Source organism: Thermococcus sp. 4557 (assembly GCF_000221185.1).
Taxonomy (GTDB): Archaea; Methanobacteriota_B; Thermococci; order Thermococcales; family Thermococcaceae; genus Thermococcus.
Window position 1 is genome coordinate 1,518,252 of sequence record NC_015865.1, and the last position, 22,636, is coordinate 1,540,887.

Annotated in this window: 28 protein-coding genes and 1 tRNA gene; 8 read left to right on the plus strand and 21 right to left on the minus strand. The window is 56.7% G+C overall.

The features are described 5' to 3' along the window. Window positions 1–32 precede the first annotated feature (32 nt). The gene (locus GQS_RS07955) at window positions 33–329 is read left to right on the plus strand and encodes a DUF2103 domain-containing protein (RefSeq protein ID WP_014013172.1); all 297 of its coding nucleotides are present in this window, start codon (window positions 33–35) and stop codon (window positions 327–329) included. On the opposite strand, the gene GQS_RS07960 is transcribed toward GQS_RS07955, so the two are convergent. The 8 genes from GQS_RS07960 to GQS_RS07995 form a co-directional block, all read right to left on the minus strand. After that, on the minus strand, window positions 326–988 hold the full coding sequence (locus GQS_RS07960) for an ABC transporter ATP-binding protein (RefSeq protein WP_014013173.1): 663 nt from the start codon (window positions 986–988) through the stop codon (window positions 326–328). The two genes, GQS_RS07955 and GQS_RS07960, sit on opposite strands and share 4 nt — an antisense overlap. Then, window positions 985–1,422 carry a hypothetical protein gene (locus GQS_RS07965; protein WP_014013174.1) on the minus strand — a complete coding sequence of 146 codons (438 nt, stop codon included), beginning with the start codon at window positions 1,420–1,422 and terminating at the stop codon, window positions 985–987. Before GQS_RS07965 ends, GQS_RS07960 begins: the two co-directional genes overlap by 4 nt. Then, window positions 1,419–2,189 carry a hypothetical protein gene (locus GQS_RS07970; protein ID WP_014013175.1) on the minus strand — a complete coding sequence of 257 codons (771 nt, stop codon included), beginning with the start codon at window positions 2,187–2,189 and terminating at the stop codon, window positions 1,419–1,421. The genes GQS_RS07965 and GQS_RS07970 overlap by 4 nt, the downstream gene beginning before the upstream one ends. Before the next feature lie 4 nt (window positions 2,190–2,193). Next, the gene (locus tag GQS_RS07975; protein ID WP_014013176.1) at window positions 2,194–3,783 is read right to left on the minus strand and encodes a PEGA domain-containing protein; all 1,590 of its coding nucleotides are present in this window, start codon (window positions 3,781–3,783) and stop codon (window positions 2,194–2,196) included. Further along, the gene (locus GQS_RS07980; RefSeq protein WP_014013177.1) at window positions 3,780–4,814 is read right to left on the minus strand and encodes a hypothetical protein; all 1,035 of its coding nucleotides are present in this window, start codon (window positions 4,812–4,814) and stop codon (window positions 3,780–3,782) included. Before GQS_RS07980 ends, GQS_RS07975 begins: the two co-directional genes overlap by 4 nt. Then, entirely contained in the window at window positions 4,811–5,821 is a 1,011-nt protein-coding gene (locus GQS_RS07985; protein WP_014013178.1) for a hypothetical protein, read from the minus strand. Before GQS_RS07985 ends, GQS_RS07980 begins: the two co-directional genes overlap by 4 nt. A 27-nt stretch (window positions 5,822–5,848) precedes the next feature. After that, window positions 5,849–6,220 (minus strand): hypothetical protein, encoded by a 372-nt coding sequence (locus GQS_RS07990; RefSeq protein WP_014013179.1) that lies wholly within the window; start codon window positions 6,218–6,220, stop codon window positions 5,849–5,851. A gap of 215 nt (window positions 6,221–6,435) precedes the next feature. After that, window positions 6,436–7,071, minus strand: coding sequence for a hypothetical protein (locus tag GQS_RS07995; RefSeq protein ID WP_014013180.1), 636 nt, complete (start codon window positions 7,069–7,071; stop codon window positions 6,436–6,438). A gap of 99 nt (window positions 7,072–7,170) precedes the next feature. Between GQS_RS07995 and GQS_RS08000 the strand changes: the two genes are divergently transcribed. After that, window positions 7,171–7,770, plus strand: coding sequence for a class I SAM-dependent methyltransferase (locus tag GQS_RS08000; protein WP_014013181.1), 600 nt, complete (start codon window positions 7,171–7,173; stop codon window positions 7,768–7,770). Window positions 7,771–7,790: 20 nt separating this feature from the next. Here the strand turns inward: GQS_RS08000 and GQS_RS08005 are convergent. The 3 genes from GQS_RS08005 to gcvT all read right to left on the minus strand — a co-directional run bounded on the left by GQS_RS08005 (window position 7,791) and on the right by gcvT (window position 10,065). Beyond that, window positions 7,791–7,868: transfer RNA gene (locus GQS_RS08005), tRNA-Gly, on the minus strand. A gap of 40 nt (window positions 7,869–7,908) precedes the next feature. After that, window positions 7,909–8,739, minus strand: a complete 831-nt coding sequence (locus GQS_RS08010) for a DMT family transporter (RefSeq protein WP_014013182.1) — start codon at window positions 8,737–8,739, stop codon at window positions 7,909–7,911. A gap of 129 nt (window positions 8,740–8,868) precedes the next feature. Further along, entirely contained in the window at window positions 8,869–10,065 is a 1,197-nt protein-coding gene (gene gcvT, locus GQS_RS08015; protein WP_014013183.1) for a glycine cleavage system aminomethyltransferase GcvT, read from the minus strand. A 102-nt stretch (window positions 10,066–10,167) separates the two neighbouring features. Between gcvT and GQS_RS08020 the strand changes: the two genes are divergently transcribed. Then, window positions 10,168–11,004, plus strand: coding sequence for a universal stress protein (locus GQS_RS08020; protein ID WP_014013184.1), 837 nt, complete (start codon window positions 10,168–10,170; stop codon window positions 11,002–11,004). Between the two features lie 91 nt (window positions 11,005–11,095). On the opposite strand, the gene GQS_RS08025 is transcribed toward GQS_RS08020, so the two are convergent. Continuing rightward, a complete protein-coding gene (locus GQS_RS08025) occupies window positions 11,096–11,683 on the minus strand; it encodes a DUF99 family protein (RefSeq protein WP_014013185.1) in 588 nt (195 codons plus the stop codon). Continuing rightward, window positions 11,680–11,994, minus strand: coding sequence for a divalent-cation tolerance protein CutA (gene cutA / locus GQS_RS08030; RefSeq protein WP_014013186.1), 315 nt, complete (start codon window positions 11,992–11,994; stop codon window positions 11,680–11,682). Before cutA ends, GQS_RS08025 begins: the two co-directional genes overlap by 4 nt. A 69-nt stretch (window positions 11,995–12,063) precedes the next feature. On the opposite strand from cutA, the gene GQS_RS08035 reads away from it, so the two are divergent. Beyond that, complete coding sequence (locus GQS_RS08035; RefSeq protein ID WP_014013187.1) at window positions 12,064–12,339, plus strand: acylphosphatase; 276 nt, start codon at window positions 12,064–12,066, stop codon at window positions 12,337–12,339. Here GQS_RS08035 and GQS_RS08040 read toward each other — a convergent pair. Then, on the minus strand, window positions 12,329–12,922 hold the full coding sequence (locus GQS_RS08040; RefSeq protein WP_014013188.1) for a hypothetical protein: 594 nt from the start codon (window positions 12,920–12,922) through the stop codon (window positions 12,329–12,331). The genes GQS_RS08035 and GQS_RS08040 overlap by 11 nt on opposite strands. Window positions 12,923–13,032: 110 nt before the next feature. Here GQS_RS08040 and GQS_RS08045 point away from each other — a divergent pair, with 110 nt between their 5' ends. The 4 genes from GQS_RS08045 to GQS_RS08060 all read left to right on the plus strand — a co-directional run bounded on the left by GQS_RS08045 (window position 13,033) and on the right by GQS_RS08060 (window position 15,815). After that, window positions 13,033–13,923: an ADP-dependent ribose-1-phosphate kinase gene (locus GQS_RS08045; RefSeq protein ID WP_048056554.1), complete on the plus strand. Its 891-nt coding sequence runs from the start codon at window positions 13,033–13,035 to the stop codon at window positions 13,921–13,923. A 154-nt stretch (window positions 13,924–14,077) separates the two neighbouring features. Then, window positions 14,078–14,365: a hypothetical protein gene (locus tag GQS_RS08050; RefSeq protein WP_014013190.1), complete on the plus strand. Its 288-nt coding sequence runs from the start codon at window positions 14,078–14,080 to the stop codon at window positions 14,363–14,365. A 142-nt stretch (window positions 14,366–14,507) separates the two neighbouring features. Continuing rightward, complete coding sequence (gene tfe / locus GQS_RS08055; RefSeq protein ID WP_014013191.1) at window positions 14,508–15,044, plus strand: transcription factor E; 537 nt, start codon at window positions 14,508–14,510, stop codon at window positions 15,042–15,044. A 36-nt stretch (window positions 15,045–15,080) separates the two neighbouring features. After that, window positions 15,081–15,815 (plus strand): DUF2110 family protein, encoded by a 735-nt coding sequence (locus GQS_RS08060; RefSeq protein ID WP_014013192.1) that lies wholly within the window; start codon window positions 15,081–15,083, stop codon window positions 15,813–15,815. Here GQS_RS08060 and GQS_RS08065 read toward each other — a convergent pair. The 7 genes from GQS_RS08065 to mobA form a co-directional block, all read right to left on the minus strand. Continuing rightward, a complete protein-coding gene (locus tag GQS_RS08065; protein ID WP_014013193.1) occupies window positions 15,799–17,166 on the minus strand; it encodes a hypothetical protein in 1,368 nt (455 codons plus the stop codon). The genes GQS_RS08060 and GQS_RS08065 overlap by 17 nt on opposite strands. Window positions 17,167–17,251: 85 nt before the next feature. Next, complete coding sequence (locus GQS_RS08070; protein ID WP_014013194.1) at window positions 17,252–18,157, minus strand: Mrp/NBP35 family ATP-binding protein; 906 nt, start codon at window positions 18,155–18,157, stop codon at window positions 17,252–17,254. Window positions 18,158–18,241: 84 nt separating this feature from the next. Next, window positions 18,242–19,006, minus strand: a complete 765-nt coding sequence (locus GQS_RS08075) for an ABC transporter ATP-binding protein (protein WP_014013195.1) — start codon at window positions 19,004–19,006, stop codon at window positions 18,242–18,244. After that, the gene (locus GQS_RS08080; protein ID WP_014013196.1) at window positions 19,003–20,037 is read right to left on the minus strand and encodes an iron ABC transporter permease; all 1,035 of its coding nucleotides are present in this window, start codon (window positions 20,035–20,037) and stop codon (window positions 19,003–19,005) included. Before GQS_RS08080 ends, GQS_RS08075 begins: the two co-directional genes overlap by 4 nt. A 5-nt stretch (window positions 20,038–20,042) precedes the next feature. Beyond that, window positions 20,043–21,170, minus strand: a complete 1,128-nt coding sequence (locus GQS_RS08085; protein ID WP_014013197.1) for an iron ABC transporter substrate-binding protein — start codon at window positions 21,168–21,170, stop codon at window positions 20,043–20,045. Between the two features lie 13 nt (window positions 21,171–21,183). After that, entirely contained in the window at window positions 21,184–21,888 is a 705-nt protein-coding gene (locus tag GQS_RS08090) for an FmdE family protein (protein WP_014013198.1), read from the minus strand. Between the two features lie 112 nt (window positions 21,889–22,000). Then, window positions 22,001–22,582 (minus strand): molybdenum cofactor guanylyltransferase MobA, encoded by a 582-nt coding sequence (mobA, locus tag GQS_RS08095; RefSeq protein WP_014013199.1) that lies wholly within the window; start codon window positions 22,580–22,582, stop codon window positions 22,001–22,003. Between the last annotated feature and the right edge of the window lie 54 nt (window positions 22,583–22,636).

Sequence of the window (22,636 nt, forward strand, 5' to 3'; positions counted from 1 at the left end):
ACCCTAAAAAGCGCCGCTTCCCTTCTTAGACCATGCCCAGGCACTTCAAGAGAGGCGTCAAGAGGGAACACCACTTCCTGAAGGGCCTTGAGAAGCCCCTGGAGATGATAGCGGCTATACCAGGGGTCAAAAAGGTAATCCCCGGAAGGATATACGCGAGCGATTCAAGGGGCTTCGAGATAAAGGTCTCGAGGGAAACCAAGACGGGTCTCAAGCTCGTTGCCAAGAGCGATGGGAGCGTTCAGGACGTTTTTCTTGTGGTTGATAAAGCCGACAGGGAGAGGGTCTGGAGGGAAGTTGAGAGGCTAGTGGGGGAGTGGAGAGGTTAGATCTCCTCGATTTTTGGCACCACCTCCTCCGGGGTTCCCGTCATCACAACCTTTCCTGCGGCTATCACGACGATTCTGTCAGCGAACTCAACCAGCGGGCGCCAGATGTGAGAAACCACCACCATGTTGGTTCCCTTTTGGGCCTGCTCTCCGATTACCCTCGCCACTTCCTTTATTCCCTCCAGGTCAAGGTTTGCCAGGGGTTCGTCAAGGAGCACCAGCTCCGGCTTTCCGAGGAACGCCTGGGTGAGGCTGATTCTCTTGAGCATTCCGGCAGAGTACTCCCCCATCTTCCTGTCGAGGTAATTCACCGCAGAGAACAGCTCCGCGGCGTTGGTTACTTCTTCCTCCCTCAGACCCTTGACCTCCGCTATGTAACCGAGCCATTCCCTGGCCGTCCTGTGCTTCGGAAGAGCCGGCGGGTCGAAGGAGACCCCAATCCTTTTCCTCAGCCCATCGTTGCTCCAGGGGTTCTCCCCGAGGACCTTGATTTCCCCTTTGCTTGGCCGGTAGAGGCCGGCGCAGAGGTTCAGGAAGGTGCTCTTTCCTCCGCCGTTGGGACCGAGTATAAGCGTTAGTCCTCCGTCTATTTCAAGATTCACCGAATCCAGAGCCACGAGCTTTCCAAACCTCTTCGTGAGGTTTCTCGCGGTTATCATTTCTTCCTCCCCTCCACCAGCAGGATTGCCGCCAGAAGCAGGGCGCTCACTCCGCCCAGGCCGTACCTGATGTTGAGGACCGTTACGGAGGGGTACCTGTTTATGACCCTGACCGCCATCGTCACTGGTGCCATGGTCTGAACCGAGAAGTAGTAGGGGCCGGAGTGCTCCAGCATAACCCTTCCCCTGAAGCTCCCGGTCACGTTCCTCTCGAGGACCGCCCTCCCGGTTTCTGGATCGAAGACCCTAACGGCGTATTCGGTTCCCTCGTCGGCGCTGGAGCTAAGCATGACCATCCCCGAGGAAGGCACGATGATTCCCTGTCCCATAAGAACGACCTCGGAAATCGGCTGGGTCAGCGCGTTCTTCTCTATCGGAAACACCAGAACGGTCATGATTACCATAGACAGCAATATCGCCTTCAGGAGCCTCATGAGACGTCCCTCCACTCGCTGAGTATAAGGGCCATCCCCAGCATCGCCACCGGAAGGAGAAGCCCCACGTTGAAGGAACCGTCAAGAAACGCCGCTATCCTGTCGGAGGAGTAAAACTGGGTTGTGTAGGCCTTGAAGAACGCGTCGTCAATCACCGCGGGGGGAAGGCTCCTCAGTTTGAGCACGAGTGGCACGTAGAGGAGGGTGATGCTCCCCAGGAGGGAAGCGAAGGTGTTGGGTGAAAGCATCGCCACCAGGGCTGAGAGGGACACCACGTAGAGCACCATCATAGCCCAGTACAGGAGGTAGCCTACCAAAAAGCCCTCGTCGAAGAGTGCCCTTCCGATGAGGCCCGGTATGTCACCGTGAATGTATATGAAAGCCAGGAACGCAGGCAGGATTGAGGCGAGGAAGAGCAGTACCATCGCGGAGAGCGCCTTAGAGAGTACCACCGAGTGGTTCCTGACGGGCAGGCTGTAGACGCTCTTGGCAACCCTCGTATCCCTGTCGTACCTGAGCATCAGAGAAACCAGCAACGCTCCAGTGAGGGCAAATATCGTGTACTCCTCGACTCCCAGTCTCGGAAGGGTGAGGCCAATGTTCTTGGCCGATTCGGAGACTATTACACTGTCCGGTCCTGCTATCATGAACACCGTATCGTTGCTCGTCAGGCCGGAAAAGAAGGTGATGCCGAGCATGATGAAGCCAAAGATGAATACGATGAGGTTGTAGGGGTCCTCAAGCTCCCACTTTATCTGTGCCCTCATTCCCTCACCTCCCCAGTCTCAGGGCCAGGTAAACGGCCGCGACAACCCCGGCCAGGATAGCCAGCTTGACCCACAGGGAGCCGTTGTCCCTTCCTGGTGAGCCGGGAACATCACCTACAGAAGGTGCAGGGAGCGTCTGGGTGTCGTCGGGGGTGTCTTTCTCGTTGGTCTCGCTCATCTCCCCAGATTTTACGTCGTCCGCTCCGCTCGAGGGAGGTGAGATGACGATTTTCGAGTCCTCAGTTGCGAGCTTCTTCTCCAGGCTTATCTCGACGGTCTTTGACTCGTTAGGGGCCAGGATTACCTCCAGGCTCTTCGTTAGGTAGCCGGGAGCCTTTGCCGTGATGTTGTAGCGTCCGGGACTGAGGGTGAGGTTTTTGGCATTGACCTTCTCGCCGTTGATGAGCACCGTCGCGTTGGCCGGATACGTCACGACGTGGAGGGTCGCGCTGGCCGGGGAGAGCTTCAGGAAGACACTCGCGCTCTCCGCCAGAACCACGGATTCTCTGGCCGAAAGGTTGCCCCTTGAGGCTATGACCGTGTAGTTCCCGGGCGGAAGGAACAGCGTCGCCGGCGTGGTGGCGAAGGCTCTCAGAACCCCGTCGGTAACCACTATGGAAGCGTTGCCCGGCTCTGAATCTACTTCAAGGGGAACCGCTCTCACATCCTCCCTCTCCACAGTCAGCGCGGACTTCACCTTTTCCATGTCCACGTTGATGTGATGCATCTCGTGGGGGGCAACCTTCACGACGCTTTCTACGAGATAGTGATTCTCCGCTATCCCAACGACATGGGTATCGAGCCTGTGAATTACCGGAATCCGTATCTTTCCGTAGTAACCGGCGGCGGTGGCGTTGTAGACGTCGTGGGGGATTGCGGGGACGTAGAGGCCCATAGGAGTATAGAAGACGTACCTATTGTGGCCCCCGTTGATGTAGAACGTTAGACCCTCGGGAACAGAGGTTATCTCCAGCCGCGCCCAGGGGACGAGGTAAGTGGCGTTCCTGACGCTCTCCTGTCGTTCGCTTCCCCCTGGGTACACTTCGACGTAGAAAATACAGGGTTTCCCGTCATCGTCTCCAATGTGCATGAAGGTTCCATTGAGGGTTATGTACACCTCGTCCCTTCCCCGCACTGCGAGACCCATTGGGTAGGGATTCGATACGTTGAGATACCCGGAGTTGCTTCCACATCCCCCTGGAAATGCAAACGGATTAAAGGGCGGGTTGAGCTTTTCCCGGCTGTAATTGGCGCTCTCGTTGAAGATTGCCCTTACCGACGCGATTCCCTCCCCTGAAACTGCCTCTTTAATCTCCTCGAGGTTCACGCGAATTATTGTAGCCGTCTCGGCCACCACCGAAACCCGGGCAACCACCGTGACGTTTCCGGTTATCCTGACTGTGTAGTTCCCCGGCTTGAGCACCAGGCCAATGGGAGTGGCGTAAGAGCCTACCTCTCCTATCTCGGCCACGTTTCCAGGTGCCTCAACGAACAGATAGCCGGGCCTCTCCATCGTGTTTTCCCCGGTCGAATACGCGGGGGGAACGAGCAGACCGGCCATCAAAAACGCCAGAAAAATGAGCTTCCACCTCACCGCTTCCACCTCCTTTCCGTCCACAAAGCTGTCATAGCGAGAACAACGAGCGAGAGGACGAAGAAGTACTTAACCGGCGTCGAAGGTGAATGTCCGCTTCCATAGTCTGGGAGCTTGATGTTGGTGTCGTAGAGGTTGAACCCCTGTGCCCACCACTCCCTGTCGTCCTTTCCTTCCTTGAGGAGTCTCTCAAGTTTCCGGGAGTTTACCCGATCCAGGGGAGATGAGTCAATGACTCCGAGGCTGATGAGTTCCGGGGTTACATCGCAGAACAGCGTCGTTATTAAAATTCCAGTATCGATATCGTAGACCAGTTGGGTTATGGTTTCCACTCTGCCCCCTGTGCTCAGGTCGTAGACTAGGTACTTGCTTCTGCCCTCAACGTAGAGGTAAGGCGGCAGAAAGTCCCTATAGTGAGTGTGGAGGATTTTGTCCTCCATCCACGTGAACGAGACGTTAGTTAGGACGATATCATCTCCCAGCAGGCGATATTTTTTCATGAATGCTCTGGAAAGAATTTGTTCCCCTTTTCTTGGAGGGTTGGTGGGGTCTATGAAGAAGGTTGGGGGACCTATGGGGGTTCCATCTTCTTCATAGTAGGTCATATCGCTCAGATTGAGGTGGAGAACTTTCGAAAGAACCAGACGGGGAAGGGTTTCCTCGGGGCTCACGCTCACGTTGTTCATTTCAAGCGTAACCCTCACGAGAGCCGTTTCGTTGGTAACGTTGAGGATTTCAAAAGTCAGGTACGAATCTCCCCGCACTAACAGGGGCACTATGGAGTTGTTATCCATTTTAACCAGGCCCGAAGTTCCCTCGTAGGCCTCTTTTATCTTAGCGTATGCATCCTTCGGGAGAAGTAGTGGCCATACTGGGAATACGTTAACTTCGTGCTTACCTGGGTGTTCCGGCATTTTTGTGACGTATTTGATGTGGGTTCCTTCTTTGAGCCAGTACGGGAGCGAGTGAACGGGGTGTGTGGTTGCTGAGACTGTCAGGAGTGCCAGGATAAGGGCGACGGTTTTTCTCATTCCCTCTTCCACCTCCAGTTGAGAACTGCAGTGATGACCAGGAGTGCAAGTGAAGCTGCAAAGAAGTACTTCATTCCTGTGATCGGAGTTTTTGATGACGACGTTTCAGGGAATTTGATGTTAGTATCGTAGAGATTGAAGCCAGGTTCCCACCACTCCCTATCAGCTTTGCCCTCATCGAAAAGTTCCTTCATTCTTCTGCCGGCAAGGTAGTCGTAGCTGTCTCCGTTTATAATTCCAATTGTAAGCAACTCGGGAGAAAGCCCCATCAGTGGAGCCGTAAGCATGACTCCCGTATCTGAATCATAAACCCTACTTGAAGCAACTGAGACCCATATCCCACCTCCCTCTCGCGACCATATCAGAGGTACCTCGTTGCTCTCAACAAGGATATATGGCGGATTAAAATCTCCATAGTAAGTGTGAAGAATCTTTTTGTCCATCCAGGTGAACGAGACGTTATTTACCCTTAAGTCGGAAGTCCTGAAATTGGACTCTCTGAGGATACTCAAACGAACGAGCAGGGCTCCTTTGTCTGGTAATTTGGCGGGATCCATGAAGAAAGCGGGCATTCCCAGAGCCCTGCCGTTTTGATAGTACATCATGTCCGTCAGGTTGAGGTGTATTGTTCTCGAGAGGATTAACCTGTTGAGGGGTTTGTGAAAGTTGACCAGCACTTTGCTCATATCTAAAGTGACCCTGATTGAGGCAGTATCGTCGGAAATATCAACGATTTCAAAGGTTAAGAAGACGTTCCCCTTCACCACCAGGGTTATGAAGGAGCCATTATCGATTTTCTCCACGGTGGATATGTTCTTATAAGCATCTTTCGGGAGAAGTCCTGGCCATACTTGAAACGCGTTCCATTCATGTTCGTCGTTATTCTTCGGCATCAGAAGAGCGTATCTAACGTAGGTTCCCTCCTTGAACCAGTACGGGAGAGAGTATATGGGAGGGGTTAAAAGAAGTAAAAAAAGGAAGGATATGAAAATGTGTCTGTAGTTCACTGTTTGTCCCCCCCAGTTTATGCTGGGTCACCTAAAGTAGTTGGGTATCAGGGCCTTAGCACGTCCTTTCTCCCCATTGTATCTCCTGTAATAAACGTAGGAATAGGCATACATACCATGTGGATCCGTTATAATGCCCTTGTCTAGTATCTTAACTCCTTTACCCTCAGTAGTGCCCCAGACTGTGTCAGTGAGAACCTTCTGGAATTTTCCGTTGCAGACTAAGACCTGTCCGTGTATGCCGGCCCAGACCCACTCGTCCTGACTCCACTCTCTAACGTCGCTGTTGTGGTCCCAGGGCGTCCAGCAGCTTTGGGTGGAAACGCTACCTGCCGCGTTCACAAGACCTACAAACAACCCCCCAACTAGGAGGACTCCAAGTAATATCCTATGCTTCATGGTAGCACCCCTCAGGAGGCATTAATAATAACATGTCAGGTCTTATAAGTCTTACGTTTTGAAATTGTGCTTAATACACTTGGTTCAGCGAATTTAAAAACAGCCAATACATGTTATATAATAATAAATCCAGAATTAAGTAACAACGCGTCTGATTTCCAAAAAGTCCTGGATTAAACCGTCAATTAACTCAAAATGTTAAAGTGGGAGTGACTCTAAATCTCCCCCTTCCCCTCGAAAAACGCCTCAAGCTCCTCGTCGCTTATCTCGTCGTCGGCTTCCGTGTAGCCGAGTTCCCTCTTCTGGAGTTCTATCAGTCCTGGTGTGAGGAGAAGCCTCCCATCCAGCTTCGGCACGGCGTAGTGGAGGGTTATCTCGCTGAACTCGTCCAGCTTTATCGTGGGGTTCAGCTCGTACTCAATCTCGTCAAGCCTCTTCCCCTCCGCGATGAGCTTCGCCACTATCGCCGAGCCGTCTATGGAGAACTGCACGCTCCCTATGTGCCTGGCCTTCGCCCCTTCGATCTTCTCGGTTATGAACTTCTTGGTCTTCCCTGTGAACTCGAAGTCGCCGAGGATTCCGCCGACGACTATTATGCTGTCCTCCTCGATGTCCTCGGGCTTCAGCTCCTCTTCCGCGAAGGGGTCGAGGATTATCAGCTTTGAGCGGTCGAAGGGGAACTCCGTAACGCTCTGGGCCAAAACGCTCCCCAGCTTCGCCAGCTCTTCCCTCTCGTGCGGCTCCACGTTGGTGAATATCAGCTTTTCTCCCCACCACTCGCTCGCGTGCCTGTACTCGAGCAGAACCCAGTCGCGCAGTTCCTCCAGGTGTTCTATGAGCAGGTACGGCATGAGCATCACCGGGTCGGCTTTGGACTGAGACCTTAAAAGCCTGCCGACTTCCCGGAACTGCCCAGTTAGAGTTTTAACGGAAAAGGCCAACCTTGGAGTATGGGCTTCAGGGAGAAGTACGCGAGGCTTGGAGAGCGCTACAACGACCTGGAAAAGCCGCTGGACAGGTTTTTCTGTCCGCTCAGGGAAAAGGCCGCAGAGTTCGTCCGGGGAAAAGTCCTCGAGGTCGGTGTGGGCGTCGGGAAGATGCTCCCCTACTACCCGCCCAGCGTTGAGCTGCACGCCGTTGATGCGGTCCCAGAGATGGTCGAGATAGCCAGAAGGAGGGCCGATGAACTGGGTCTAAACGTCCGCTTTTACGTCATGGACGCAGAGGACCTGGAGTTTCCGGACGGGAGCTTCGACACCGTGGTCTCGGCCTTCGTCTTCTGCACCGTTCCCAACCCGGAGAGGGCGATGGAGGAAATTCACCGCGTCCTCAAGCCCGGTGGAATGCTGGTCCTTCTGGAGCACACGAGGAGCGACTGCCGGCTTTTGAACTGGCTTTTCCTGAAGCCCCTCGACGTTCTCCTCGGCCTTTTGCTGGATGACAACACGCTGAGGGAGACGCACCTTTTGGCCAGAAAGTACTTCGAAATCGAGCACGAGGAGAGCCACTACCGTGGAATAGTGCGGTTGATTGTGGGCAGGAAGGTGTAATAACGTCCGTGAGAAGAAGGTGGTGCGGTGGCCGGGATTCGAACCCGGGTTACCGGCTTGGGAGGCCGGTGTCCTGGACCAGGCTAGACTACCACCGCGCTGGCCCGCTATAATTAAGCCGTTCCCCATTTAAAAGCTTTATTGTTCCCTTCCGAGGATTATGCCCCCTACTATCATCGCCAGCCCCAGGACGGTCGCCGTTGCGATGCCCTCCCCTACAATGGCCGAGATAAAGAACAGGCTCAGGAAAGGCACCAGGTAGGCCAGGTTTGATGCAAACGCCATGTCCCCCTCAACCGCCCTGTACCAGAGGAGGAAAGTAACCCCCATCTCGAAGAGGCCGACGTAGATTGCCCCTGCCAGGCCTTCCACGGGAGGAACTGCGAAGTTACCGGTGGCGACGACGGCGATTGAAACGTAGGCGAAGCCGAAGAGGAAGTTCCAGAACATCTTTTCGACGAGGGGCCTCCCATCCCGGAGGTTCAGCAGCCAGTAGCTCGCCCAGATGACCGCGCTTCCAAGGCCGAGGGCCACTCCTAGGGGATCTGTGAAGTTCAAACCCGCAACGTCGCCTTTCGTGGCAACGACAATGGCCCCGAGGAATCCGAGGAACAGGCCGAGCACAGTTCTCGCACTGGGTCTCTTTCCGAGGAGGGGAATCGAGAGGAGAACGAGCATCAGAGGCCAGGTGTAGTTGAGCGCCTGAGCCTCCTGGGCGGGTAAGCGGTCGTAGGCCGAGAAGAGCACTGTGTAGTAGAGGAGCGGATTTATTAGGCCGAGGTATGCCGAGCGGAGGTTTTCCCTTCTGGGGCTGAACTCCTGGGCGTAGAGGATTCCGAAGAGGACGAGCGAGGTTAGGGAGGCGTAGAACAGAAGCTGAAGAGGGCTCATGTAGCGGAGCGAGAGCTTGAAGGCACTCGCGACGGTTGACCACAGGAGAACTGCACCGATAGCGTGCTTGCGGGGCATGACTCCAACTCATTTTTTGGGAATATAAATTCAGCGATTTTGGCTCTCCGAATAAAATTTGGTTCTGCCCCCGTTACCGGGTAACGCCCCCATTACCTAAAAGGTTTTTGGAGAAAAGAAGAGGAAGGATCACTCCTCCCTGAAGGCTCCGTACTTCTTGGGGTCGTAGAAGGGCGGAGCAACGGTCACGGCCTTCTTGGGCTTGCCCCTTATCTCTATCTCCAGCTCGACGCCTGGCTTGGCATACTCCTCCTTAACGAAGGCTATTCCGATGCCGATTCCGAGGAGCGGGGAGCTGGTTCCGCTGGTGACCTCTCCTATGAGCTCACCGTCCGCGTAGACCTTGTAGCCCTCCCTCGGGATGCCCTTGTCGACCATCTTGAAGTGCACCATCTTCCTGCCGAGACCGCGCTCCCTCTGCTTGAGGAGTGCCTCCTTGCCGATGAACTCCTTGTCCCAGAAGATGGCGAAGTCGAGGTTGGCCTGGAGCGGGGTAACCTCGTCGATGTCGGTGCTGAGGAGCTGGAGCTCCTTGGTCTCGTTGCCGTAGAGCGTGTAGCCCGCCTCAAGCCTGAGGGTGTCCCTCGCTCCGAGTCCGGCCGGCTTTATGCCGTACTTCTCGCCGGCCTCGAGGATTCTCTCCCAGACGTGGAGGGCCTTCTCCGGCTCTCCGCGCTTGCTCTCGTCCGGGTGGTACGGGTTGGCGTCCTCAAAGTAGACCTCCCAGCCGTTCTCGCCGGTGTAGCCGCTCCTCGAGAGGAGCATCTTGATTCCGTCGAGTTCAACCTCCTTGGCCTGGAACCACCAGAGCTCGTTGATGTCGATGCCGAAGAGGTCCTTGGCAAGGTCCCTGGCCTTTGGACCCTGGATTGAGAACATGACCATATCGTAGGTCTTGTTTTCAATTTCGAGGTCGAGCTCACCGAACTTCTCGATTCCGCGCTTTATCGCGTTGAACCAGGCCTCGAGCTTCTCGAAGGCATCTGAATCGCAGACCATCATGTAGGTGTCGTTCCCCATGTTGAAGACCAGCGTCTCGTCCTTAACAGCTCCCCTCTCGTTGAGGACGAGGGTGTAGGTTCCGCTTATGGCGGGGGGCTTGCTTATGTCGTTGGTGGTCACGTACTGGAGGAACTCGAGGGCGTCCTTACCGCGGAAGATGAACTCGCCCATGTGGGAGACGTCGAAGATTGCGACGCCGTTTCTAACAGCCAGGTGCTCCTCCTTTATGCTGGAGTACCAGATTGGCATCTCCCAGCCCGCGAACTCCTCAACCTTCTTGGCGTGCTCCTTATGCCAGTCGAAAATGTGGACCCTCTTGACCATAGCTATCACCGTTCAAACTTCAATCGGGGCGTTATAACCCTTTCCAATACATGGGCAACGATAATAAACATCGACGTACAAATTAATACTGAGGTGTTCGAGATGTTTGAGAAGGTGTTGTACCCGACCGACTTTTCGGACGTGTCCATACACGCCCTGCGCACCTGCATCCCCAAGCTCATCCCCATGGGTGTTAGGGAGCTCTACCTCATCCACGTCGTCGATATCACCATAGCCGAGTTCGAGGCCTTTGAACTCGAGGACGTGTATCGCGAGAGGCTGGAGGGGCTGGCTGAGGGGCTCAGAGCGGACGGTGTGAAGGTTGAGGCGATCGTGAGGATAGGAATCCCCTCGATGGAGATAGCCGAGGCCGCCGAGGAGAAAGGAGTGGATCTGGTGGTCATCCCCAGCATGGGGGAGAACATATGGAGGACGATGTTCGTAGGAAGCACCGCCTCGAACCTTGCGAGGGCCACGAAGCGCCCGGTCCTGCTCCTCAAGTACATCAACAGGGACGGTAAATTTGAGCTGTCAGGAGACTGTTCCGAGGTCTTCAGACGCCCGCTGGTGACTTTGGACTTCTCAAACTGCTCTATAAAGGTCCTCAAGACCGTCCGGAAGTTTGAGGAGCTGGTGGAGAGCGGGCTCCTTCTGCACTCGGTTGACTACGGGGGCATGGATGAGCTGGAGCACAACATAGAGCTGGCGAAGAAGAACCTCGAGAAGTCCGTGAGGGGACTGAGGGCGAGGTTCGAGGCCGAGGTGATGGTGGGCTCGGCGAGCCAGGCGATAATAGGGACGTCGCTCGCCAAGAACTCCACCCTCATAGTCATCGGCAAGAAGGGAAGGAGCTTCATCAAGGACCTGCTCATCGGCAGCACTGCGGAGCGGGTCATAAGGGACTCAAAAGTTCCTGTGCTGCTGGTTCCGTGCGATTGACCTCAGTCTGGAACGGCTTCCACATCAGGATTCGGTAGCTACCCTGTTGCCATCATCGGTCGTTCTTTTCTCCAATTTTCGCCTTATAAACCTACTCCCTCTTGCTCTCGCCCGTCATCACCGCGGAGGCTATCATGTGCGCCAGCCGGAGGGGTTCGGGGGTTAGGCCGGTTCTCGTGGTGGCCCGGATTATCTCGACCGCGGTCTTCTCGTTCACACCCGTGGCCTGGAAGTAGAGCTTTTCTGGTATCATCTCAACCAGCGGGGGCGCCTTTTTAAGAAGCCTGAGCCTCTCCTCCGCATCGAGGAAGTGCTTCCTGAGCGCGACCTCCATTGCCCTCAGGTCAGGCATTTTCCTCACGACTACGATGACTGGGAGGCCGGTCTCATGGTGGAGCCTCTCCAGGTCAACGACGTTGAAGCCGGCGTAGGTTATTCCTTTCAGCATTATCACGCGCAGATCTTTGAATCTGGAGGTGTTGACAGCGTCTATCATGGCCTCCGTGGCGTCGTTTCCGTCGATGGTTATCCAGCGCGAGAGAACGCCGACGACCTCCTGGGAGCCCTTCATGACGACGCCTATCAGAATCGTTTTCTCCCGCTGGAGTTTTGAAGAGAAGGAGAACGTCCCGTCGTCAAATCCAACAGCACGTATCTGGGGCTTGACCTTCCGTATCATCCGAACAGCACCCGGGCCATCCATTCAGAATACTCGCGATTGAGCTTGTCGAGGTCTATCCTGGCTATCATCGGTATCTCATGGGGGTGAAGCTCCTTTATGGTCTCCCTGAGCTCCTTCCACTTGCCCACCTCGGTTTTCAAGAGTGCCCCGACCTCGGTGCCTTCCTCTATCTTCTCATCCCACCAGTACATGGCCTGATGTTCCCTGAGGTTGGCACAGACTATGAGCTTTCTTTCCAGGAGCTCCCTGACTATTCTCTTGGCGCTCTCCCAGTCCGGGAACGTTGTGTAAACGAAGATTGCCTCCATACTCTCACCATTCGGACTTCGATGGATAAGCTTAAATCGGTTGCGGGAGTAGTAGGGACGGGATGTGGTATGGAACGGGTGAGGGCGCACCTTAGAATCCACGGGCGCGTTCAGGGGGTTGGTTTCCGCTGGAGCATGCAGCGGGAGGCGAGGAAGCTCGGCGTCAGCGGGTGGGTGAGGAACCTGCCCGACGGCACCGTTGAGGCCGTTGTGGAGGGAGAGGAGGAGAGGGTCGAGGCCCTGATAGGATGGGCGCACCAGGGGCCGGCCCTCGCGAGGGTAACCCGTGTGGAGGTAAAATGGGAAGAACCGGAGGGGCTTGAGGGGTTCAGGGTCACTGGGTAGAGGCGAGGCGCTCCATCAGGACCCTCTTGGGGCAGTACTTGACCTCGCAGTAGTTGCAGACGTACTTCTCCTTATCCTTCTCGGGCGTGTGGAGTATGAGTTTCTTGAAGCCCTCCATCTCCTTGATCCTCACGAAGACCTCGACTGGGAGCGTTCCGTCGATGACTATGTAGAGCTTCGTCGGCTCCTCGCGCAGGTTCCTGCTGAAGACCTCCATGACCGGAACCCCGTTCTGGTGGAGGAGCCCGAGCACCTGGGAGAACCCCTGGAGGTACTTCTCCTTGTCCAGCTCTATCTCGAGGACTTCCCATCCCATCAGCGGGGCAACGTCGATGAGGCTCGGCAGCGGGTTGAGCTTCTCGAATATCAGCTTGAGGGGGTAGGTCTTCTCTATGTATTCGATGGTGTGGTAGACTATCTTCCTGTTGACCCCGATTATCCTGGCGAGCTCGCTTATTGGAACCTCGACGTTCCGGAGGTATATCTTACCGTTCTTTACGCTGAGGCCGTTCTCGAACAGGAACTCGGCCACCTTTCTCCTGGCGGGGTAGTTCTTGAAGTAGGCCTCGAGTATGAGCATCATTTTTGTTCACCTCTTACCCATATATGAGTAGGAATGGATATTTAAATCTTTCCCCCTCGGCGCAAGGTTATTAACGGATGCCCCGTAGCTTCCACCGCAGGGGTGAGAGGATGGCGGAGTTCGATGTGGTGGGAATCGGCAACCTTAACTACGACATCATAATGCTCATCGAGCGTTTTCCGGAATTCCACGAGAAGATCAACGCGGAGGAAGCTTTCTTCGGCCTCGGCGGCGCCGCCGCGAATACCATAAGCTGGCTCGCGCACTTCGGCCTGAGAACCGGTTACGTAGGCGCCGTCGGGAGAGACGAGATAGGTGAGGCGCACCTCTCGTACTTCAGGAGGATAGGCGTTGATACGGGCGGGATAAGGGTCGTCGATGTCCCATCGGGTGTGGCCATAGCTATGATACGCGGGGAGGACAAGAGGATAGTGAAGTACCCCGGTGCGAACCTCCTCAAGGAGGTCGATTTTGACTACCTCTCCAGGGCGCGGCACGTTCACCTCTCGTCGAACCCGATGGAGACGATAGAGAGGGTGGTGGAGTTCGCGAACGAGGGGGGGATAACCGTTTCCCTGGACATAGGGGAGGCCCCGCTGTCGAGGGAAATCGAGGAGAAGGTCGATTACCTGATGATGAACGAGGACGAGTACCGGAGGAAGTTCGGTTCCCTCGACCTTTCCCTTTCCGGGGCCAAAAACCTCGTGGTCACCCTGAACGGGGGAGGGGCGCTGGTCAGGGACGCCTCCGGAAACGTTCACGAAATCCGAGGGCTCAGCGCGGAGGTCGTTGATTCCACCGGCGCGGGTGACTCGTTTGACGCGGGCGTTATCTACGGAGTCCTCAACGGATGGGGGCTGGACGACGCCGCGAGGCTCGGGATGCTCCTGGCGTACCTCACCGTCCAGAAGGTTGGGGCCAGAAGCGCGGTGATGTCCCTTGCAGAGGTCATAGCCGTTGCCCGCGAGGTGGGTCTCAGCCTGCCCTTCGGCAGGGACTGAGCGGGCTCTTTTTCCTCCCATGGGCGGGGCCGTTTCATAACGTTTAAATACCTGTCGATGTACTCCTTTTAAGCTTCCTGTTAAGAAACCCTTAAAAATCCGTGCCCTAAAAGTCTTAGAGGGGCCAAAAGTCCTTAGAGTGGAGGTGGCGCGCTTGGAAATCATAATCGACAACTTCAAGCCCAAGATCACCCGCCCGTTCAAGAGGAAGAACGAGTACTGGGTCAAGCTCATTCTCTCTGAGGGAGAGGAGTACATAATGAAGTTCAAGACTCCCCTGGAGGCGGAGGATGCCATATACGGCATGCTTGATGACCTTCAGGTTTACGGCGGGAAGGTCAGGCTTCAGCTCCGCGAGGGAAACGTCATAGAACACATAGAGGTTATAGAGCTCTACAAGCCCTCGGCGAAGGAGCTCCTCAACGAGTACTTCACCGAGTGACCCCTCATCTGATGTTCTTTTCTGTTCATTGTGGTTGGAAATATGACAAAAACCTATATATAGTCCAGCCCACATAGTTTAATATTGGACAGCTCTGTGGGCGTGAAGTCAGGGGATCGAATATTCTCTGGAGGTCGTTACTGTGGCAAGGCGGAAGAACAAGGAGCTCCTCGAACTTGCAATGGACATGGGCGGCGAGGAGGCCGTTGAGGTAATCAAAGCCCTAGAGAAGAAGAAGGAAGCCACGGACGAGGAACTCGCGGAGATGACGGAGATACGCGTTAATACCGTGAGAAAAGTTCTCTACATGCTCTACGACCAGGGGCTGGCTGAGTTCAAGCGCATCCGCGACAAGGAGACCGGCTGGTATTACTACTACTGGCGCCTCGAGACCAAGCGCCTCCCCGAGATAATCCGCTCCAAGAAGATGGCGGAGCTCAAGAAGCTCAGGGAGATGCTGGAGGAGGAGACCAGCGAGATATACTACCACTGCGGCACGCCGGGTCATCCAAAGCTTACCTTCGACGAGGCCATGGAGTACGAGTTCCAGTGCCCGATATGCGGGGCCATGCTCATGCAGTACGACAACACCGAGGTCGTGGAGGAGCTCAAGAGACGCATCGAGGAGCTCGAGATAGAACTCGGCCTCAGGAAGAAGCCTAGAAAGAAGTCCAACTGAATGGCTTTCCTTTAATGAACTTCGGGGATGGTGAGGATGGAAGAAGTGGTTATTCTGGAGAAAGTTTACGGTGACAGGAGCGGTTTTCTTAAACTCGACAGGAGGCTGAAGGCCCTTCTGGGCGATCTGGAAGTTGAGTGGAAGCTCTCCGCCGTCAAGAAGAACTGGGTGAAGGTCTCCATTACCGGAGAGGACGAGGAGATAAGCGCGAACCTGGTGCGCGATGAGTTCGGCGAGGTTCCGTACAGGCTGAGCGCGGTTACGGAGGGAGAGACCTACCGCGGCCGCTTCATAGACCTGGGGAAGGTTGGTTACGGGGCCTACGTTGACATTGGAATCTTCAGCCCGAGGCCGAAGGACGCCCTCCTGCCCCTCTACTACCTGAAGGAGACCTTCGGTGAGATTCCGGTTCGGGAGATGATAAGGGACTTCGGCTGGGTGGACAACCTCCCCGTCGAGGTGACCGTCAGGGATGTGGAGTTCGGTGCCCGGGAGGTTGAGCTGGCCTTCAGCGACTCCCAGCTGAAGCGCATCAAGCGCTGGCTCGAGGACGGCCACGACAAGCTCTTCATAACCGGGACGGTTAGCGAGAACGTTGAGAAGGCCCTCATCCAGACCGGCCACGGCAGGGACGTGAAGCGCATAGAGGAGCTGGGCCTCATGGAGACGCTCCTCATACTCAAGAAGGGCACCCAGGCGCCGGGCATAATCAAGGAGATAGGGCCACACCTGAAGGGAACCCTCATTGGCGCCATCAAGTTCGAGGAGTGAGTCCGTGGATCAGGCGGACCGCGAGGGCCGCCAGCAGGACGAAGCAGTAGGGGAACATGGCCGGCACGAAGAGCGCCACGGGGATGTAGACCAGGGTCATCAGGAGCAGAAATGCGGTCTGTCCCTTCATTCTTATGCTCTTTTCTCTTTCGGCTATTGCATAAACGGCAGTTGCGAGGGTGAGGGAGCCGTTCAGCAGGAAGTCCCTGAGGTGTGCGGGCGCGTTGGGGTCCATGTTCGATGGTATTCCCGACGGCAGTCCAAAGGCCTCATAGAGCAGGAAGACGCCGATTCCCGTTATGAGGAGGTACGCGTAGTTTCTGAGGTGCCTCTTGGGGAAGGCTATCACGAATATCAGCGGCATCAGGGCGAGGTAGGGGTTTATCGCCACTGCCAGGAGGGTGAACAGGGACAGCACGCCCGTCTGGAGGAGCGCCTTCCACCTCTCGGGCGAGAACGTCACGTTGCTCACTATCGCGAGGGCTATCATGAAACCCGCGAGGCCCAGGGCACCGCCGCTTACCTCACTGAAGCTCTCCCTGAACATCGGGGCGACGAAGGTCAGCCCGAAGACCAGAAAGCCCAGCTCGCGGGACCTCCTCGGCGCCAGGTAGAACGCGAAGGACATTATCAGGAGTACGAGGAGCCAGTGGACGAAGATTATGTTCTCCTCGATGGGGGGCACCGTTCTGAAGACCGCCCCCATAATGGCGCTCAGGGGGGAGTCGGGGGAGCCGCCGACCGCGAATTTTAAGGCGGACGAGAGGTATGCCAGAAACCCGTCGGTGAGTCCCGGCCTTTCCGCCGTGAGGTACCAGAGGATGAAGAGGGAAGCCGCCAGGGCGTAGAACCTTCCTGCGTGGCTGTCGTCGCTGCTGAGGAGGACGAGGAACACGGTGATTATGGTGAGCACCAGTGTCAGAAATGTGGCCACGGAGCCGCGGGGAGGGTTCCACAGCCCCTCAAATGCCCTCTCGGTGAGGTATATACTGTTCTCCGAACCCGTTATGAGAACGGTGCCGTTGAGGACGACGATGGAGGGGAGAAGGGAGGCGTTCTCGGGGAGTCCCGTCCGGTTCCAGACGGAGGCCATGAGCCCGTTGTTGTAAACGTTGCCGACGAGAACCAGGGTGTCGTTTCCGTGACGCTTGACTGTGTAGAGCTTTTCGTCCACGTAGTACGCCCATCCCCTCGCCCATGTCTCGTTGCCCGGGACGACGGTGTATGTGGAATTTGAGCTCAGAAACGCCTGGAACGCCTCGGGGTTTGGATAATATGCCAGCTCGCCGGCAGAAACGAATGGAACCGCCAGCAGGAGGATGAGCGCGATTAGAACGGGAACCCTCTTCATGCTCTCCCTCCCGATGAGATACCCGGAGGTGGTTAAAAAGTTAATGCAGGGAAACCCAATAAAGAAGGAGGGGATAACAGGGGGATTACTCCTCCTTGGATTCGTTCGGGGCTTCCTTCCCGCCCCTCATCTCTTCGAGCTTCTCGACGAGCTTGTCCACTATCTCCATGAAGGCCTTGGCGGCAACAGTGTCCTCGTAGAGGACTATGGGTATGCCGGCGTCGCTTGCCTCCCTGGCCTTGAGGTCTATGGGTATGCCGCCGAGGAAGTCAACGCCCTCCTTCTCGGCGAGCTTCTTTCCGCCGCCCTTGCCGAAGATGTCTATCTCGCCGCCGCAGTGCGGGCAGATGAGGTAGCTCATGTTCTCAACGACCGCAACGTAGGGCACTTCCATCTTCTTCATCATGTTGACCGCCTTGCCCGTGTCGAGCAAAGCGACCTCCTGCGGGGTGGTGACGATAACCGCGGCGTCGAGCTTGAGGGTCTGGGTGACGGTCAGTATCTCGTCGCCGGTTCCGGGCGGGAAGTCGATTATCATGAAGTCGAGGGAACCCCAGTTGACGTCGCCGAGGAGCTGCTTGATGGCCTTGGTCACGAGGGCCCCGCGCCAGATTATCGGCTGGTCGTCCGGAACGAGGAAGCCCATGCTCATAACCTTTATCGGGGTCGTCTGGCCGAGGAAGTCGTTCATCGGTGGTATCATCTCGAACCTGCCGTCCTCCATCTTCTCGGCCAGAACCTCTGCCCTGTCAACGCCGAGCATCTTGGCGACGTTCGGTCCGTGTATGTCCGCGTCGAGTATTCCAACGAAGTAGCCCTTCTTTGCCAGGGCGGCGGCGATGTTGACCGCGACGGTACTCTTTCCAACGCCGCCCTTGCCGCTCAGGACGGCTATCTTGTACGTCCACTTCTCCTGCTTCTCGTTTATCCTCTGGGTGAGCGGGTCAGCGCCCAGTCCACCTATGTTGAGTGTGGGAGCCTTGATCGTCATCTCATCCACCTCCGGCTTAGGTTGCCCTAAGGAGCTTAAAAGTTTTGTCCAAAACTTTGACAGTATTACCCAGGTTTGGGTACTCTAGAGGGGGACGACGGCGGGTATGCCCCGTATCTCTCCAATCTCAACGTCCACGCCGTAAACCTCTCTGAAGAGCCCACCGTCGAGAACCTCAAGACCCCCGTCCGCCACAACCATACCCCCCTTCATGAAGATGAACCTCTTCGCGAAGCGCAGCGCCAGATTGACGTCGTGCATCACAACTATCGCGGTTCCACCCTCCCTGGAGAACTTCCTGGCGAGTCTCATAACCTCAAGCTGGCTTCTTATGTCCAGGTTGTTCGTTGGCTCGTCCATGATGAGTATTCTGGGCTCCTGGGCGAGGGCCCGGGCTATCCCCACCTTCTGAAGCTCGCCGCCGCTCAGTCTGTTCGTGGTTTTGGCGGCCAGGCTCTCTATCCCGAGCGTCCTCAGGGCCGTTCTAACGGCTTCTATGTCCCTCTTTGATGGTCTCAGCCCCATGTGGGGCCTTCTCCCAAGGAGCACCGTGTCGAAGACCGTCATGAACCCGGGCTCTGTTCTCTGCGGGACGTAGGCGATGATGCGCGCGAGCTCGTCCCTCGAGTACTCGCGGAGGGGCCGTCCAAAGGCTTCCACTCCCCCGCAGTTAAGTATCCCCGCCAGGCACTTCACGAGGGTGCTCTTGCCGGCACCGTTGGGCCCGAGCACCGCCACGAACTCGCCCTCCTTAATGTCCAGGTTGATTCCCCTGAGCACCTCGGAACCGTTGTACGAGAACCGCAGGTTTCTGGCGCTCAGGACGATCTTTTCGGATGACGGCTTCATCTCCTTCCCTCCATCCTCACCAGCAGGTAGATGAACGTCGGCGCGCCGAGGAAGGACGTCACTATGCCAACCGGGAGTATCATCGGCGACAGGATGAGCCTCGCGATGGTGTCAGCAGTTACAAGGAGGAGCGCCCCCGCCAGCGCCGATAGGGGAATCAGGAAGCGGTGGTCCCCGCCCGCCACCAGCCTCACCGCATGGGGGGCTATCAGGCCGACGAAGCCGATGACTCCGACGAAGGCAACACTGACTGCGGTTATCAGGGCCGCGAGGAACGTGGAGATCAGCCTCACCCGCTCAACATCAACGCCAACGCTCTTCGCCACCTCGTCGCCCATGGCTGCGGCGTTCAGGTCCCAGCGCTTGACGATGAAGTACCCGAGGACCGGGATGAAGAGGGCCGCCATTATGGCGTCTTCCCTCCATGTGGCCCTGCCGAGGTCCCCAAAGCTCCAGTAAACCATGGCGGCGAGCTGTAGCTCGTCGGCGAAGTACTGGGCGAGGGTTGTCAGGGCCACGAACAGGGAGCTCATGGCGACGCCCGCTAGGATTATTGCCTCAGGGCTCAGTCCCCTAAGCTTCGCGAGGAGCAGTATCACCGCCGTGGCGCTTATGGCCCCCACGAAGGCGAAGAGTACGACCACGTAGGGGTTGTCGAGGGATATCCTGCCGGAGCTCTCGGCGTAGCCGGCTCCGAGGAGTATCGCGAGGGAGGCCCCGAACATCGCACCGTGGGAAACCCCCATCGTGAAGGGCGTGGCCAGCGGGTTCCTGAGGAAGCCCTGCATGACGGCGCCGGCCACCGCCAGGGTGGCCCCCACGAGGAGGCCCGCGGCTATGCGGGGGAGCCTGACTTTCCAGACGACGAGACCAGCGCCCTCGCTCCCTCCCCCGAGGAGCGCCTCCAGAACCTCGCGGGGCGTGAGTTCATACGAGCCGTGGGAGAGGGAGTACAGGCTAACCAAGACGGTGAGGAGAAAGAGGAAAAGACCAATGGAGAGCTTTTTGGCGGTGTACCTCTCGTAGTCCATGGTGATCACGGCGACGTCGGTAGTGAGTGCTTCACGGTTCCGTTGGAGAGGTCTACCCTCCCGAAACCTCCGAACTGGTCCGCCATGACGGCGTAAACTGGCTTTCCGAGGAGGAACCGGTATATCTCGTCCGCCTTCTCGGCCGGGTCTACGTCTTTAAAGCGCTCGGGATAGAGGACTTTTCCTATGAAGTAGGCATCCGCCAGGGCCGTGCCTATGTTGGTGGTGTAGAAGTTGTACGGCAGTATGCCGTAAACGTTGCCCTCCTTCACGGCGCTGAGGGAGTTGTAGAAGTCGGGGTTCTTTTTATAGTCGTCGAGGACGAGTTTTAGGCCGCCTTCGTCTATGAAGATGTACTCTGGCTGCCATTCGAGGAGCTTCTCCACGTCGATGGATTTGTGGCCGCTCCCCAGCTCATTGGCGACGTTCTTTGCATGAACCGCCGCAAACGGCGGATACCCTGCCTCCGTACTCTCTATCCCGTGGGCGCCCTTGTAGCCGATGCCACCCACGTATGCGCTCTTCGGCTCGACGCCTTCCGTGCGCTTCAGGAGGTCCTCCTGCGCGGATTTGAGGAAGGCTATGACCTCCCCGGCGCGCTCCTCCCTGTTGAGAATCTTGCCCGCCAGCTCGAGCGATTTGAACAGCTCCTCGTTATCGAAAGTTGCCAGCTCCCCGTAGCTGAGCACGACGACAGGTATTCCCGTCTTCTCCTCTACCTCGTCCGCGGTCTTGACATCGACATAGGTGATGAACATCACGTCCGGTTCGAGCTTTATCAGGGCCTCGAAATCCGGCAGCTTTCCGGGGCCGCCAGGACCTATACTGGGAAGCTCTTTAAGCTCCGGATGGGCGATGATGTACGGCCTCCCGAAACTGTAGCGCTTTTCGAAGTCCTCCACCCCAACGACCATGTCGCTTGCGTTGAGGTAGACGACCAGCCTGAGCGCACCCGGCCCCGCCGCAACGACCCTTTCAACGTGGGCCGGAACCTCTACTGTCCTTCCCAGCGCATCGGTGACGGTTATGGTTCCAGTCGCGGTTTCTGATCCGCTTTTCTCGGCGGTATTTCCAATGCACCCGCTCAGAGAGACGGTCAGCAGTATGAGGAAAACCGCGAGCAGCCGTTTCATAGCTTTCCCCATGTCAGCACCCCCTTGGAGCGGTTTGGTTGATCTCCACTATGCCCTTACCGATGACCCCCAGGTACGCCTCGCCGGCGCAGCGGAGGCAGAAGGGTTCGCCGTTTATGTAAACCGCCTTCGACTCCATTAACAGCTCGCCGCACTTCGAGCAGCGGACGCTCTCAACTATTGGCGCCTGTTCTATGGGAGGAATCTTTACGCCCTCGATTTTGAATTCTTCCTTGGGGAGGTGGAGCATGGTTCTCGCCGCCCTCTCCCACAGCTCCCACAGGCGCTTTCTCTCATCCTCGGTTCCCCTCCGCTCCCTGACGACTTTGTTGAACAGCTCGAGGGCCCCGGGTGGGTAGTACCTCCTCAGCTTTTCTCCGTCTGCGTAAACCCTGACGCCCTCCCATGTGGAGCGCTTTACGAGTGTCAGGGCGGTTTTTCCAAGGTCGATGTACACCAGCGAATTGTTGCCGAGGGTGCAGCCCGTGGCTACTTGAACGCCGTCTGTGAAGCAGCTGTTGATCTCGACTATCGCGAGTATGGACTCATCGACGCTGCCCGAGTAGTCGAGCCTCCCAACCCCGAGCTCCTCCATCGCTATCAGCGACGCTCTTATTCCCAGCGCGAGGTAGGGGCAAACGTGGCCGTGGAACTCTCTCGCGTGTTCCAGTATCGCATCAGCGTTTCCCTCCGCCACCAACCTGTTGAGCTCAAGCATTGTATCACCAATTTTGGGTTGAGTGGCACGATTTTTAACACTTTTTTGATATTAGTGTTATGAACAAAAGGTTGAATAGCCGGGTTTCCGGCAAGAGGCAGGACACCGGGGTCTAAACGTTTCTCCCCTTCAGCTTTCCAACGTCCCCGCGGGTGTTCACGTTGAAGAAGCTCTCCCGCCATTCCTCCGGCAGTTCCTCGATGTCCACGTAACAGGCGTCGCTTTCCCGCACGGCCCTGTTTATAGCGTAGTTTCCCGCCTCAATCTTTTCCCAGAGAAGCGGGAGGAACTCCTGAGAATACGCCGCATGGAGCGGTTCGAGGTAGCCGTTGCTCCAGCGCGGCACGCAGGCGATTTTTCCACTCTTCCTGAATTTAGAGACGATGAAATCAACGAACTCGGGGACGATGAGAGGCATGTCCCCGGCCACCACGAAGGCATCGCCGAGGCCCAGCGCGGTGTAGATGCCGCCTATCGGGCCGATCATGAGTGTATCGACGAGGACGTCGTAGCCGAGCGCTCGAATCCTGTCGGCGTTCTCCCTGGATGGAATTACGACTATCCCATCTATTCCCCTCGCCAGCTCAAGCCTCTCAATCGTGTGGAGGATGAGGGGCTTCCCGTCGATTCTGACCAGGAGCTTGTCGCCCCCGAAGCGCCTGCTCCTGCCCCCAGCCAGAACCGCCGCGATCACGCCTCGCACCTCGGAACGGGCTGCTTTGAGGATACCTCACTAAAAGAACCGCCG

What these genes read in the sequence shown, in the direction of transcription:
- GQS_RS08025 (WP_014013185.1), bottom strand. Translation starts at nt 11,683, where the DNA reads ATGATACGGAAGGTCAAGCCCCAGATACGTGCTGTTGGATTTGACGAC.
- cutA (WP_014013186.1), bottom strand. Translation starts at nt 11,994, where the DNA reads ATGGAGGCAATCTTCGTTTACACAACGTTCCCGGACTGGGAGAGCGCC.
- gcvT (WP_014013183.1), bottom strand. Translation starts at nt 10,065, where the DNA reads ATGGTCAAGAGGGTCCACATTTTCGACTGGCATAAGGAGCACGCCAAG.
- GQS_RS08000 (WP_014013181.1), top strand. Translation starts at nt 7,171, where the DNA reads ATGGGCTTCAGGGAGAAGTACGCGAGGCTTGGAGAGCGCTACAACGAC.
- GQS_RS08010 (WP_014013182.1), bottom strand. Translation starts at nt 8,739, where the DNA reads ATGCCCCGCAAGCACGCTATCGGTGCAGTTCTCCTGTGGTCAACCGTC.
- GQS_RS08085 (WP_014013197.1), bottom strand. Translation starts at nt 21,170, where the DNA reads ATGAAACGGCTGCTCGCGGTTTTCCTCATACTGCTGACCGTCTCTCTG.
- GQS_RS08065 (WP_014013193.1), bottom strand. Translation starts at nt 17,166, where the DNA reads ATGAAGAGGGTTCCCGTTCTAATCGCGCTCATCCTCCTGCTGGCGGTT.
- GQS_RS07955 (WP_014013172.1), top strand. Translation starts at nt 33, where the DNA reads ATGCCCAGGCACTTCAAGAGAGGCGTCAAGAGGGAACACCACTTCCTG.
- GQS_RS08035 (WP_014013187.1), top strand. Translation starts at nt 12,064, where the DNA reads ATGGAACGGGTGAGGGCGCACCTTAGAATCCACGGGCGCGTTCAGGGG.
- GQS_RS08060 (WP_014013192.1), top strand. Translation starts at nt 15,081, where the DNA reads ATGGAAGAAGTGGTTATTCTGGAGAAAGTTTACGGTGACAGGAGCGGT.
- GQS_RS08090 (WP_014013198.1), bottom strand. Translation starts at nt 21,888, where the DNA reads ATGCTTGAGCTCAACAGGTTGGTGGCGGAGGGAAACGCTGATGCGATA.
- GQS_RS07960 (WP_014013173.1), bottom strand. Translation starts at nt 988, where the DNA reads ATGATAACCGCGAGAAACCTCACGAAGAGGTTTGGAAAGCTCGTGGCT.
- GQS_RS07965 (WP_014013174.1), bottom strand. Translation starts at nt 1,422, where the DNA reads ATGAGGCTCCTGAAGGCGATATTGCTGTCTATGGTAATCATGACCGTT.
- GQS_RS08070 (WP_014013194.1), bottom strand. Translation starts at nt 18,157, where the DNA reads ATGACGATCAAGGCTCCCACACTCAACATAGGTGGACTGGGCGCTGAC.
- GQS_RS08075 (WP_014013195.1), bottom strand. Translation starts at nt 19,006, where the DNA reads ATGAAGCCGTCATCCGAAAAGATCGTCCTGAGCGCCAGAAACCTGCGG.
- GQS_RS07990 (WP_014013179.1), bottom strand. Translation starts at nt 6,220, where the DNA reads ATGAAGCATAGGATATTACTTGGAGTCCTCCTAGTTGGGGGGTTGTTT.
- GQS_RS07995 (WP_014013180.1), bottom strand. Translation starts at nt 7,071, where the DNA reads ATGCCGTACCTGCTCATAGAACACCTGGAGGAACTGCGCGACTGGGTT.
- GQS_RS07980 (WP_014013177.1), bottom strand. Translation starts at nt 4,814, where the DNA reads ATGAGAAAAACCGTCGCCCTTATCCTGGCACTCCTGACAGTCTCAGCA.
- GQS_RS08045 (WP_048056554.1), top strand. Translation starts at nt 13,033, where the DNA reads ATGGCGGAGTTCGATGTGGTGGGAATCGGCAACCTTAACTACGACATC.
- GQS_RS08080 (WP_014013196.1), bottom strand. Translation starts at nt 20,037, where the DNA reads ATGGACTACGAGAGGTACACCGCCAAAAAGCTCTCCATTGGTCTTTTC.
- GQS_RS07970 (WP_014013175.1), bottom strand. Translation starts at nt 2,189, where the DNA reads ATGAGGGCACAGATAAAGTGGGAGCTTGAGGACCCCTACAACCTCATC.
- GQS_RS08040 (WP_014013188.1), bottom strand. Translation starts at nt 12,922, where the DNA reads ATGATGCTCATACTCGAGGCCTACTTCAAGAACTACCCCGCCAGGAGA.
- GQS_RS08020 (WP_014013184.1), top strand. Translation starts at nt 10,168, where the DNA reads ATGTTTGAGAAGGTGTTGTACCCGACCGACTTTTCGGACGTGTCCATA.